At 69.7% G+C, this 12,352-nt stretch carries 10 protein-coding genes and 3 pseudogenes; 10 read left to right on the forward strand and 3 right to left on the reverse strand.

Annotation, left to right across the window (positions count from 1 at the left end; translation table 11 throughout):
• The first annotated feature begins 547 nt into the window (after positions 1–547).
• The 10 genes and pseudogenes from OG624_RS36030 (at position 548) to OG624_RS36070 (ending at position 8,881) form a co-directional block, all read left to right on the forward strand.
• Entirely contained in the window at positions 548–898 is a 351-nt protein-coding gene (locus OG624_RS36030) for a MerR family transcriptional regulator (RefSeq protein WP_326749697.1), read from the forward strand.
• Positions 899–1,281: 383 nt separating this feature from the next.
• Positions 1,282–1,485, forward strand: a complete 204-nt coding sequence (locus OG624_RS36035; RefSeq protein ID WP_030722003.1) for a cold-shock protein — start codon at positions 1,282–1,284, stop codon at positions 1,483–1,485.
• A 322-nt stretch (positions 1,486–1,807) separates the two neighbouring features.
• Positions 1,808–3,343, forward strand: a complete 1,536-nt coding sequence (locus tag OG624_RS36040) for a DEAD/DEAH box helicase (protein ID WP_371640373.1) — start codon at positions 1,808–1,810, stop codon at positions 3,341–3,343.
• A 46-nt stretch (positions 3,344–3,389) separates the two neighbouring features.
• Positions 3,390–3,794 carry a CBS domain-containing protein gene (locus OG624_RS36045; protein WP_161288793.1) on the forward strand — a complete coding sequence of 135 codons (405 nt, stop codon included), beginning with the start codon at positions 3,390–3,392 and terminating at the stop codon, positions 3,792–3,794.
• A 129-nt stretch (positions 3,795–3,923) separates the two neighbouring features.
• Positions 3,924–4,735 (forward strand): annotated as a pseudogene (locus tag OG624_RS36050) (alpha/beta fold hydrolase).
• Positions 4,684–4,989: an STAS domain-containing protein gene (locus tag OG624_RS36055; RefSeq protein WP_349252280.1), complete on the forward strand. Its 306-nt coding sequence runs from the start codon at positions 4,684–4,686 to the stop codon at positions 4,987–4,989. Before OG624_RS36050 ends, OG624_RS36055 begins: the two are co-directional and overlap by 52 nt.
• A 153-nt stretch (positions 4,990–5,142) precedes the next feature.
• Positions 5,143–6,468, forward strand: a pseudogene (locus OG624_RS43545) (pectate lyase family protein); the annotation flags it as partial.
• A gap of 126 nt (positions 6,469–6,594) precedes the next feature.
• Positions 6,595–7,527: pseudogene (locus OG624_RS43550) on the forward strand (pectinesterase family protein); the annotation flags it as partial.
• 125 nt (positions 7,528–7,652) lie between these two features.
• Positions 7,653–8,180 carry a SigE family RNA polymerase sigma factor gene (locus OG624_RS36065; protein WP_033215872.1) on the forward strand — a complete coding sequence of 176 codons (528 nt, stop codon included), beginning with the start codon at positions 7,653–7,655 and terminating at the stop codon, positions 8,178–8,180.
• Positions 8,177–8,881, forward strand: a complete 705-nt coding sequence (locus OG624_RS36070; protein WP_371594100.1) for a hypothetical protein — start codon at positions 8,177–8,179, stop codon at positions 8,879–8,881. Before OG624_RS36065 ends, OG624_RS36070 begins: the two co-directional genes overlap by 4 nt.
• A 37-nt stretch (positions 8,882–8,918) precedes the next feature.
• Here the strand turns inward: OG624_RS36070 and OG624_RS36075 are convergent, their stop codons facing one another.
• From OG624_RS36075 to OG624_RS36085, 3 genes are all read right to left on the reverse strand, one after another.
• Positions 8,919–10,115, reverse strand: a complete 1,197-nt coding sequence (locus OG624_RS36075) for an HTTM domain-containing protein (RefSeq protein ID WP_371640375.1) — start codon at positions 10,113–10,115, stop codon at positions 8,919–8,921.
• Positions 10,105–10,845, reverse strand: a complete 741-nt coding sequence (locus OG624_RS36080) for a DUF5819 family protein (protein ID WP_371640908.1) — start codon at positions 10,843–10,845, stop codon at positions 10,105–10,107. The genes OG624_RS36075 and OG624_RS36080 overlap by 11 nt, the downstream gene beginning before the upstream one ends.
• A gap of 135 nt (positions 10,846–10,980) precedes the next feature.
• The gene (locus OG624_RS36085; protein WP_371640376.1) at positions 10,981–12,279 is read right to left on the reverse strand and encodes an ice-binding family protein; all 1,299 of its coding nucleotides are present in this window, start codon (positions 12,277–12,279) and stop codon (positions 10,981–10,983) included.
• Positions 12,280–12,352 lie beyond the last annotated feature (73 nt).

Below are 12,352 nucleotides of genomic sequence, written 5' to 3' on the forward strand. Positions count from 1 at the left end.
TGATTACCTATCTGTCGAACACGCGAAAATCTATGTTGGCCGGAGTAGACATTGGATGCTGGCCTGGTTATGGTTTCTCTCGTAGCCCAGAGAGACAGCAAGGCCCGGCAGAGATGAACTGCCGAGCGCAGTGCCCGTAAGCGCAGTTCGTAGGACGGTGCGGTGGTGGAGCTCCGAAGCCAGGTTTGTCGCAGCAGGGCGACGGGGCTGACGACCGGACCGGGTGGCCCGCGGTGATCAGGGGCCGCCACGAGCAGTACCGCAGTTGACGCAGCAAGCAGGTTGATCACCGAGGGAAGAACGGAGGAACCACGCCATCAGGATCGCCCGGGCGGAAGTCCTGAGCCCGGGTACCGCAGGACATCGACAGTGAGGTGGTCTCCGGTCAAGCAACCGCGATCCCCGCACCCCCGACATCGTTCAGGTCGGGCACGCGGAAACAGAAGGCCGGCTCGGAACAGGTGCCGGCAGATGGTGTAGAAGTTCCCTCGGGGCCCTGGTGCCGTACGGCATCAGGGCCCCTCCATGTGTTTCGGAAAGAGGTGCAATGACAGCAGAGAATCCGACAGGCCCGCTCGGCGGCCACCTGGACGACGACGACTACCCCGCGTACACCATGGGTCGCGCCGCGGAGATGCTCGGCACCACCCCGGGCTTCCTCCGCGCCATCGGCGAGGCCCGCCTGATCACGCCGCTCCGCTCCGAGGGCGGCCACCGCCGCTACTCCCGCTACCAGCTGCGCATCGCGGCCCGAGCCCGGGAGCTCGTCGATCAAGGAACCCCCGTCGAGGCCGCCTGTCGCATCGTCATCCTCGAGGACCAGCTCGAGGAAGCCCAGCGCCTCAACGCCGAGTACCGCGCCGCCGCAGCGTCGTCCGGCCCGCCGACCGCGGTCTGAGGCGGGCGGGCCCGCCGGTCCCGGTGGGCCGCGCACCCATGCGTGTCGGAGCGTGGTGGTGCTCGTACCCCTCTGCTCGAAAAAGCGTCGCGCCCGAGCCGTCAATATCTGTCACCGCGATGCAAGGATTTACCCGTCCATGCGGAGAGGGTTTTCAGCGCGACGACCACGGTGAATTGCTATTCGCACGCCGACCGCTACGGCATGCTATTGTCGATCTCAGTTGCAGTCGTGGTTCCCAAAACTTCAAGTACCTCCGGCCGGTCTCCGGGCCCTATGGGAGTGCTTCATATTTCCGGGTCATTTTCCGGCGGGGCATCATCGCGGCGACACGGTGTCCGTGCAGTGCGGACGCCGCTGTACTGCCCCAAAGGAGATCTGACATGGCATCTGGCACCGTGAAGTGGTTCAACGCGGCAAAGGGTTTCGGCTTCATCGAGCAGGACGGTGGCGGCGCCGACGTGTTCGCCCACTTCTCGAACATCGCCGCCCAGGGCTTCCGTGAGCTGGCCGAGGGCCAGAAGGTCACCTTCGACATCGCGCAGGGCCAGAAGGGTCCGACGGCCGAGAACATCGTTCCCGCCTGACGCTGACGCGCATTTCGTAGCTGGGGCCCGCATCCTTCGGGGTGCGGGCCCCAGCTGCAGGCATCTCCCGCAGTGGGTTCACCTGCGGGACGCCTCACCAGCCAGAGGCGCTGCTCCGGCATGCGGACCTCTGCCGGACCTGCACCCGAGTCGATCTCGGGGATTTCACGTCCGTCAACACCCCTTTTCATGGCGGCGCCCGCACGGACTCCCTGCGGTCGGCTCCGCTTTCGCATTCAATTCGGCCCGTTCTTGCGATTCCTCGCGCTGTTCTCATGCTGCCGGAATTCCTTGATGCGCGCCGTATCGAGGAAGGTTCTGAATGAACCCCGTACGTACGAACAACCGCTCCGCTCGCACCCGCGGCCGCACCGGTGGCCCCGCTTTCGGCTCCACCGCCGGTTCAGGCCGGGGCAGCCGCTTCGGTTCCCCCGCCCCGAGCCGTTCGGGTGGCTCGAGTCGTTCGGGTGGCCCGAGTCGTTCGGGTGGGTACGGTCGTCGGCCTGCCGCGGTGCAGGGCGAGTTCGCCCTGCCCGAGACGATCACTCCCGCGCTGCCCGCGGTCGAGGCTTTCGCCGATCTGGCCATGCCCGCGGAGCTGCTGGCCGCACTCGCCGTGCAGGGTGTGACGGTGCCGTTCCCGATCCAGGGTGCGACCCTGCCGAACTCCCTGGCCGGCCGTGACGTGCTCGGTCGCGGGCGGACCGGCTCGGGCAAGACTTTGGCGTTCGGGCTGGCGCTGCTGGCCCGTACGGTCGGCCGGCGTGCCGAGCCCCGTCAGCCGCTCGCGCTGATCCTCGTGCCGACCCGCGAGCTCGCCCAGCAGGTCACCGACGCCCTCACCCCGTACGCCCGTGCGGTCAGGCTGCGGCTGGCCACGGTCGTCGGCGGGATGCCGATCGGCCGGCAGGCGGGTGCGCTGCGTGGCGGCGCCGAGGTCGTGGTCGCCACGCCGGGCCGGCTGAAGGACCTCATCGACCGCGGTGACTGCCGACTCGACCAGGTCGCGATCACCGTCCTGGACGAGGCCGACCAGATGGCCGACATGGGCTTCATGCCGCAGGTCACCGCACTGCTGGACCAGGTGCGCCCCGAGGGTCAGCGGATGCTGTTCTCCGCCACCCTCGACCGCAACGTCGACCTGCTGGTGCGCCGCTATCTGAGCGACCCGGTCGTGCATTCGGTGGACCCGTCCGCGGGAGCCGTCACGACGATGGAGCACCACGTGCTGCACGTGCAGGGCGCCGACAAGCACCGCACGACGACGGAGATCGCGGCCCGGGAGGGCCGGGTGATCATGTTCCTGGACACCAAGCACGCCGTCGACCGGCTGACCCAGGACCTGCTGAACAGCGGTGTGCGGGCCGCCGCCCTGCACGGTGGGAAGTCGCAGCCGCAGCGCACGCGTACCCTGGCGCAGTTCAAGACCGGGCACGTCAGCGTGCTCGTCGCCACGAACGTCGCCGCCCGTGGCATCCACGTCGACAACCTCGACCTGGTCGTCAACGTGGATCCGCCGACCGACCACAAGGATTACCTGCACCGTGGTGGGCGTACCGCCCGTGCCGGGGAATCCGGCAGTGTCGTCACGCTGGTCACCCCGAACCAGCGCCGCGACATGACCCGCCTGATGGCCGCTGCCGGGATCGTCCCGCAGACCACCCAGGTCCGCTCCGGCGAAGAGGCCCTGACCAGGATCACCGGCGCCCAGGCCCCCTCCGGCATCCCCGTCACCATCACCGCCCCGACGCCCGACAAGCCCAAGCGCGGCACGGCCTCCCGCGGCCGACGCGGTCCCGCTTCGGCAGCCCGGCGCTTGGACGTGCGCCGGGCCGCGTTCAACGCGGCGGCGGCCTGAGAACCACGTGATCAGGAAACTGACCCATCTCTGCAGGAGGCACCTTTTGACGCTCGTCCAGACGCAGTTCCGCTCGGTGCGTGCCAACCCTGCGCACCAGGCGGTGGGAGATGCCATGGAAGCCGCCTGGCCACAGGTCTGCGACGACATGACGGTCGAAGTGGCCTTGTCCGTCATGGCCAGTGCCCGCACCGGACATCTGCTGGTCTGTGACGAGGACGGTCTGTGCGCCGGTCTGGTGACCCCGGTCCAGCTCGCGGCCGTCCGAGACGGCGACGCGTACACGGACCGAATCCGGCTGCGCGACGTCCTCGCCGACCGCGGGCCGTCCACCTCGCCCCTCACCACGACGGCCGAAGCCGAGCACGCGATGCGCTACCGCCGCATCGACGCCTTGCCCGTCGTCGACGAACAAGGCAGTGCCCTGGGCGTCCTCGCCCTCGCACGCTGAACCGCCTCACCGCGGTCGGGACCGTGCCCTCGGCGCCCCGCTGACCGTCCGACCGACGGGACAGGGGCGGGGCCCGCCCCCGATCGCGTCGGCAGTGCTGACGTCCAGACCGATGGACAGGATGACCCCATGGATGTCCTCCGTAGGAACAACGTGAAGGTCACCGGATCACCCGGCAGCCCGGCGGTGATGCCGGCGCACGGGTTCGGCTGCGATCAGAACATGTGGCGCCTGGTGGCGCCGGCGCCGGCCGAGGAATTCCAGGTGCTCCTGTTCGACTACGTCGGATCGGGCGGCTCCGACCCATCCGCTTGGAGCGCCGAACGCTACGGGTCGCTGGACGGATACGCCCGCGACGTGGTCGAGGTGTGCGAGCTCTCGACCTGCGGGACGTGGCCTTCGTCGGGCATTCGGTCAGCGCGATGATCGGGGTACGCGCGGCGGCCACCGCCCCCGAGCGGTTCTCCTCCCTGGTCATGGTCGACCCCTCCCCGTGCTACATCGACGACGACACCTACCGCGGCGGCTTCAGTGTCGAAGACATAGACGAATTGCTGGAGTCGCTCGAGTCGAACCACCTCGGCTGGTCGGCCACCATGGCGCCGGTGATCATGGCCAACCCCGAACGTCCCGAACTGGGGGAGGAGCTGACCAACAGTTTCTGCGCCACCGATCCGGCGATCGCCCGCGTCTTCGCCCGCACCACGTTCCTCTCCGACAGCCGTGCCGACCTGAAGTCGGTGGACGTACCGACGCTGGTACTGGAATGCGCCCAGGACGTGATCGCGCCCCGTGAGGTCGGCGGCTACGTCCACGCGGCCATCCCCGGATCTGACATGAGCACCCTGACGTCACCGCCCGAGACGCCGCCACCGGCCCCGTCCTGGAAATCGCCGGCGACCTCGACTACGACCAGGCCCCCCGCCTTCGACAAGCGGTGACAGCCCTCAGCCTGGAGCCGGAACAGTGCCTCGTGCTGGACCTCTCCGGCATACGTTTCTGCGACTCCAGCGGCATCACCGCCCTCATCGTCGCTCGCAACCACGCCGTCGCCGCCCGGGCGGACATCGCCCTGGCAGCCGTCCCCGACAACACGATCCGCATCCTGCGCATCGTCGGGCTCGACCGGGTCTTCACCATCCACCCCGACGTCGGCACGGCCACGACACACCGACCGGCCACCGGCGGTCCCTGACGACGGAGGTGCCGCAGGAGGTGCCCGTTCGGAAGGTGCGACCCGAACGGGCAACGCCGCGGAGAAGGTTCTCGGCGGTTGCCCGGCAACCTTTCTGGCTCCGGCGGCAACTGAGGGGTGAACAGCGCACCCCACCCCAAGGAGCCGCCGCCCATGTCCGCTTCCCCCCACCGTCGCCCCACCGGACGTCGAAGGCTCGCCCTGGCCGGAGCCGCCACCCTGGTCGCCGCCGGTCTCGGCGCCGTTCCGCTGGTCGTGAGGGCCGATGCCGTGGCACCCGCCGACCTCGCGCACGGCGTGCTGCCCGCCCGGGACGGCTGGGCCGCGAGCGGCTCGGGCACCACCGGCGGCCGGGCCGCGGACGCGGCTCACGTCTTCACCGTCTCCACCCGCGCCGAGCTGGTGAGAGCCCTGAGCGCGGGCCCGGCCGGAGCCCCGCGCATCATCCGCGTCAAGGGCCTGATCCACGCCGACGCCGACGACAGCGGGAAGCCGCAGAGCTGCGCCGACCACGCCGCGGGCACCGGCTACTCGCTCGACTCCTACCTCAAGTCATACGATCCCGCCGTCTGGGGCCGTGCCAAGGTGCCGTCCGGCGACCAGGAGGACGCCCGCAGGGCGGCCCAGGCCCGGCAGGCAGCCCGTATGGTCTTCACCGTGCCGGCTCGTACCACGGTCATCGGCGTGCCCGGCACCGGAGCCGGCATCACCGGCGGCAGCCTCGTGGTGAAGAACGCCGACAACGTGATCATCCGCAACTTGTCCCTCACCGACGTCCGGGACTGCTTCCCGCAGTGGGACCCGACCGACGGCTCCACCGGCAACTGGAACTCCGCCTACGACGCCGTCAGCCTGCGCGGCGCCACCCATGTCTGGGTCGACCACAACAGCTTCTCCGACGCCCCGCACCCGGACGCCGCCAACCCGGTCCGTTTCGGCCGCGAGTACCAGGTCCATGACGGCGCCCTCGACATCACCAACGCCTCCGACCTGGTCACCGTCGGGTACAACACGTTCAGCAACCACGACAAGACGATGCTGATCGGCAGCAGTGACAAGGACACCGGACTGCGGGTGACGCTCCACCACAACGTCTTCCGGGGCATCGTCCAGCGCGCCCCCCTCGCCCGTGTGGGCCGGATCCACCTGTACGACAACTACTACGACACCACGCCGTCGGAGGGCTACGCGCACAGCTACAGCGTCAACTCCCGTGTCGGCGCCCAGGTCGTCGCGCAGAACAACTACTGGAAGCTCTCCTCCGACCGGAAGACCTCCCAACTGCTCACCGGCGACGGCACCGGAGCCATAGCGGGCAGCGGCAACCTCGTCGGCGGCGCCCCCGTGGACCTGGTCGCCGCTCACAACGCCGCCGGCTCGGGGAAGAAGATCAAGACGGCCGTCGACTGGCGGCCCACCCTCACCGCCGGACTGGAACCCGCCGCCGGACTGCCGGCGAAGCTGGCGGGGACGTCGGGGAAGCCGGGGAAAGCGGGTGCCGGAGTCCTCACGGAGACCGGCGGCAAAGGTCCCGCCCCCTCCGCTCCCGCCCCCTCCGCTCCCGCCCCGTCCGGTCGGGCCGGCGGCCGGACGCTGACGGTCGCCGCCGACGGCTCCGCGGCCCACCGTTCCGTGCAGGCCGCGGTCGACGCCGCCACCGCGGGCGACACCGTCCTCGTCGCGCGCGGCACCTACCGGGAAACGGTGAACGTCCCCGCCTCCAAAGGCGGACTGACCCTCAAGGGCGCCACCGGCAACGCCGAGGACGTCGTCATCACCTACGACAACGCTTCCGGCACGCCCAAGCCCGGAGGAGGCACGTACGGAACGGCGGGCAGCGCCACCGCGACCTTCGCGGCGAACGACATCACGGTCACCGGTGTGACGGTCGAGAACACGTGGGAGAGGTCGGCCCACCCGGACGTCAAGGACACGCAGGCCGTGGCGGTCAACGCGTTGGGCGACCGCCAGAAGTACCTCAACTCGCGCTTCATCGGCCACCAGGACACCGTGCTCAACTGGGCCCCGTCCGCCACCGGCCAGTACCGGCAGTACTTCCGCCACTGCTTCATCGCGGGTGACGTCGACTTCGTCTTCGGCAACGCCACCGCCGTCTACGACCATGTCAACATCACCCTGCGCGACCGGGGCGCCGCCGCCGGCGGCCTCGGCGGATACCTCGCCGCACCGAACACCGACGCGGCCAAGCCGTACGGGATCCTCATCACCGACAGCACGATCAGCAGCCCCGCCCGGCCCGGGACCTATTACCTCGGCCGCCCCTGGCATCCCGGCGCGAGCGCGGTCGGTCAGCTGGTCATACGCAACACGAGCCTGCCCGCGGCGGTGAAGACCGAGGGGCCGTGGACCGACATGGGGGGCTTCTCCTGGAAGTCCGCCCGGTTCGCCGAGTACGCCAACACGGGCCCCGGCGCCGGAACCGGAGCGAACCGGCCCCAGCTCGGCGCGGACCGGGCCGCAGTCCACACCGCCCGCGCCTACCTGGCCGGCACCGACGGATGGAACCCGACGGGCTGATGGGCGTCACCGTGCGGACCAGACCCGGGGAAACCGAGGCATCCGAACGAACACTCGAACGGACTGTTACGCTCCGGCAGCTGCCCGAGAACGCCGCCGTCGCACCGAGAGGCCGTACCGAGGCCATGACCGAAGATGAGGCGGCCGCGGAGTTCCACGCGTTCTTCGAACGCCACCACGCCGAACTGTCCCGCCTGGCGTACCTGCTGACCGGCGAGCCGGACGCCGCCGACGATCTCGCCGCGGACGCGATGGTCGCGCTCTGGCACCGCTGGGACAGGGCCCGGCGCGCCGACTCCGCGGCTGCCTACGCCCGCGGAATCGTCGCCAACCTCGCCCGTAGCCGGATCCGGAGCACGGTGCGCGAGCGGCGGCGCGTCCTGCTGTTCTGGTCGCACCGCCCGGAGCGGACCGACGGCCCGGACCTGGCCGCCGTCATGGACGTACGAGCCGCGCTGGACAGGCTGCCGTTCCGTAAACGCGCCTGCGTGGTACTGCGGTACGCCTTCGACCTCTCGGAGAAGGACACCGCGGCGGCGCTCGGGATCTCGGTGGGTACGGTGAAGAGCCAGACCTCGAAGGGGACGGCGGAACTGCAGCGGCTGCTCGGTACCCGGGCGGCCGGCGAACTGGTGGGAAGGGGAAGTCGGTGACCGACGAACTGCGCGGCCTGCTGCGCGAGAGCACCCGAGCCCACCGTCCCGACCGGGCCCGCATGCTGGCCCGGGTCGAGCGCGGCATGGCCCGTCCCGATGCCGCCCGCCGACCGCAGGACCACGAGCGCACCGCCCTGTCCTGGCCGAAGATCGTCCTCGCGACCCTGGCCGCCGCCGGAACCCTGACGGCGAGCGCCCTCATGGTGGTCGCCGCCGTGCACGACCCGGACCCGCCTCGGAACCCGTCCGCCGTCGCTCCGCCCGCCGCCGACCGCGCGGTGCCACCCCCGGCCGTGGGCAGCCGGACCCAGGACGGTCCCCTGTGGGCCGACGGCTCCGTCGACCCCCACAGCAACGCCTACTGGGCGCAGAGCAACGTCACCCTCAGGACGGACCAGCCCCTCACCGCGCTGGTCGTGGAACTGCGCATCGCCCTCACCGAGGGGGTGAAGGACACCGGTAGCTGGCGGACCCGCCCCGCCGCGGACTTCGACCTCGCCGTCCGCAGGGACGGCGGCTTCCTCGTCTACCGGTGGACCCTCGCACCCGGCAGGACCGTTCCGTCCGGGGAGCACGTCTTCGCCGGCCAGTACGACCATGCCTCCGGCGGACGCGACGCGAAGGACGACACGTACCGGATCGACGCCACCGCCGGTGCCACGGAGAGCGGAGCCGCCGTGTGGGGCGGTTTCGCGTAGGCCCCGCTCCCGTGGTCGGCCTCACCGGAGCCGCGGGTCAGTGGCGCTCGTGCCCCGGGGCCGCCGCGGTCGCTCGATGCTTCGAGCCGGGTTCGCCGGGCCTGCCCTGTGGCGGTACCGATGCGGATCCCGCCGCTCGGCCGGGTTCCGCCCGCCGCATCCCTGTGCGCCGTGCTGCGCCTCGCCACAGGCGAGGCAGGAAGGCGTAGAAACGGTCGGGAAGGAACACGGCGTCCGCAATGATCATCGCGCCGGAGAAGAGAGGCAGTCCCAGGAGCACCGCGATTCCGATGTGCATGCCCAGCAGCACGGTCAGAACGGGGTACTTGAGCCTGCCGAAGAGTACGAACGGGAAGGCGACCTGCAAGAGCACCGTCACGTAGCCGGCGATCGCGATCACCATCGGGTACTCGTCCACGAGGTGGGAGAGCGCGGGCCAGGGCTGGAAGAGTTCGAGGTTCAGTGCGTAGTGGAGCGCGGTGCCGCCGCCCCAGGTCTGGCCCTGGATCTTGTACAGGCCCGCCGATCCGTAGAGGAAGCAGACCTGTGCCGCGATGACCAGGATGCCGCAGTTGTGCACCACCGTGGTCAAGGTGGAACGGGCGTCGCGGAGTTGTTGTGCGACGAGGCTCCTCACCGGCGCCGGTGTGTCGCCCTCACGGGCTGCCTTGAGCCGGTTCCTGCGTGCGTCCAGGGACCAGCGCCGACCGCATGCGGTGAGGACGAGGTAGAGGGTCATCAGCAGGATCAGGTTGTCGCCCCCGTCCGTCATGAAGATCGATCTGGCGTGGAACGAGGTCACCACGACGGCGAAGAGGACGGACATGGCGCGGGTCCGCCAGCCCAGCATGAACAGCGCGGACGTGACGACGGCCGTCACGTAGCAGAGTTCGAAGTAGGCGCGGCTGTCGGACAGGAGCAGGATGCTGTTCCAGCCCGTCTGGTCGAAGAGCTGCTGTGCCAGCGCCGGCGTCCAGGGGGAGCCGGGGCCCCAGATCTCGTCACGGTGCGGGAACTCGCGCAGCAGGAAGACCAGGTAGAGCAGCCCGTAGCCGATCCGCAGAACCGACGCGGCGTACAGGGAGATCGGCCGTTCGGTGAGAAGCGCCCACAGATCGCCGATCCGGTCGAGGAGCCACCGGTGGGCCGTGCTGGCGACCGAGGTCTTCTGGGCCGCGGGCCGGTGCGGCATGGCCGCCGTGGAAAGGGGCTGGGGGATCTGTTCACTTCCCATGGGAGTTCACCTTCCACCAGGGGAGGAGCCGGTCCTCGGTGGGTGCCGGCGGGCGGTTCCCGGCCGCTGTGCCGGGCGCAGCGACGGGCAGTGTGACGACCCGGAGCTGAATGAACTCGAAAGTGCCGCCGTCGTTGTGGGCGGCGAAGCGGTCCGCGGCGATGTTGCGTAGGTACGTCTGCAGCATCACGGCGCGTTCCGAGCGTGCCGTGTCGCTACCTCCGTGTGTCTCGACATAAGAGGTCCAGGCGCGGCGCAGGAGGTTCTGGGACGTATGGCTCGGAAATACATTGTGGTCGACCGCGGAATGGTCGACGGCAGCCAGGTCGAACCAGGGGGTCACCTGCACCGAACCTTCGGAGTCGGTGTGTGCGGTCCTTGCCAGGATCTTTCGGTTGAAGGAGTCGGGGTCCGGGGCGAAGAGCCGCCAGTTCTGTTCGAAGAGCGGGTACACCCAACCGTTGACCTGCGAGCTGTACCGCTTCGATACGGGGTTGGAGGGGGCCACATGAAGGAACACCAGGACGACGTGGACCAGAGCCATCATCAGGCAGAGGGCCACCGCGGTGCGCAGCCCTGCTTTCACTGCGCGAGCTGCTACGGGCCGATTGCCCGGCATGGCCGCTTCGTCATGAGGCTGTTGGGGGACCGGATCGGAATCGGACTGATGAAGTTCCTTCACGCCCGCAGATTCAATTCCGCTCGACACCGCCCACCCGGTCTTTCTCATGTCTGCTGTTCGCCTGAGGTCTCGTTCGCCTGAGGTCTCTGCGACTCTCACCTACGGCGCGCGGCGGATTCGATGAGGATTCCGCCGCGCGCCGTCATCCGATGAACGGGCTTCGTGAGGCCTGCCGCCTACCGCCTAGCCCTGGTGGCCGTGGTGACCCTCGTGGCCCGCGGGCTTGTTGCCGTAGCCGAAGTGGTCGCCGGGCTTCCCGTCGTGGCCGTGGCCGTGGTCCGGCTTACCGGGTCCCTCCTCGTGCCCGTTGCCCGGCCCGCCGTGGTCCGGCCCGTGGTGCTCCAGGCCGCCGTGGTCCGGGCCGCCATTGCCCGGTCCGCCGTGGTCCGGGCCACCGGGCTGACCGCCGTGCCCGCCGGTGACATTGCCCCCGGTGATGGTCCCGCCCGTTGTGTTGCCACCGGTCGTGTTGCCGCCGGTCGTGTTCCCGGCCGTGTTGCCCGCGGTGTTTCCGGAGGTGTTGCCGGCGATGTTCCCCGAGGTGCCGCCCGACACGAGGTCGACGATGGGTCCGCCCAGGAGGCCGCCACCGATCAGACCCACGGTCGTACCGGTCGTCGTTCCGGCGGTCGGCGTTCCGGTGGTTCCGGTCGTCGCGCCGGTCGTCGTGCCGGTGGTGGTGCCCGTGGTCGTGCCGGTGGTGGTGCCCGTGGTCGTTCCGCCGGTGGCGCACCCGCCGAGGAAGATCCGGTTGTTGTCCATCGTCACTTCGCCGTTACGAGCCAGGGCCCGGCCCTCGATGTTCGTCCCCGTTCGCAGGAAGATCGAGGTCAGCGCCATGATGGTGCCCACAAAGGTGGTGTTGGTGTTGAGCTCCGCCGAACTCCCGATCTGCCAGAACACGTTGCACGGCGAAGCGCCGTTCGTGAGGAGGATGCGGCTGGAGGTCGCCGTCGTCAGGGCTGCAGGAATCTGGAACACCCAGACCGCGTTGGGGTTCCCCCCGGCATTCAGGACCAGGTCGCCGGTGAGTCCGACGCTGCCTGCCGGGTCTCTCGTGTAGACGCCCGGAATGAGCTCTGTCGGGCCGGACGTTCCCGAGCCGATGGCCGCCGGAAGATCGAAGTCCTCGGCCTGACCCGCCGCGTTGTTGTACGCGATGATCAGATCGCTCTTGGCCTGGAGGGCCGCAGCGTCCGCGGGGTGCACGGCGCCGAGGACCAGGCCGGGCGGGAAGCCGGTGATGGCCGGGTTCGGGTGCGTCCCGAGGTCGTGGTCGATCACCGTGGGGCCGGTGTTCGTGACTCCCTGGCCTGCCAGAACCGAGTAGCTGGCGGTGGTGCCCAGAGGTACGGCTGTAGCGATGGCCAGGGCCTGCGTCGGCAATCCCGCGACCATGACAGCGGCAACCGTTACGGCGACGGCCGAGGCCAGCCAGCCGGAAAAAGTGCGGCGCTGAGCCGCTTGGATTTTCAGCTTCATCGAGGGGGGCCACTTCCTATGGGGGCCGTGGCGTACCGGGCTCCTACCCATTGCCCGGGAAGCCTTGTCGTCG

Origin of the sequence: Streptomyces virginiae (assembly GCF_041432505.1) — a bacterium.
GTDB classification, from domain to species: domain Bacteria; phylum Actinomycetota; class Actinomycetes; order Streptomycetales; family Streptomycetaceae; genus Streptomyces; species Streptomyces virginiae_A.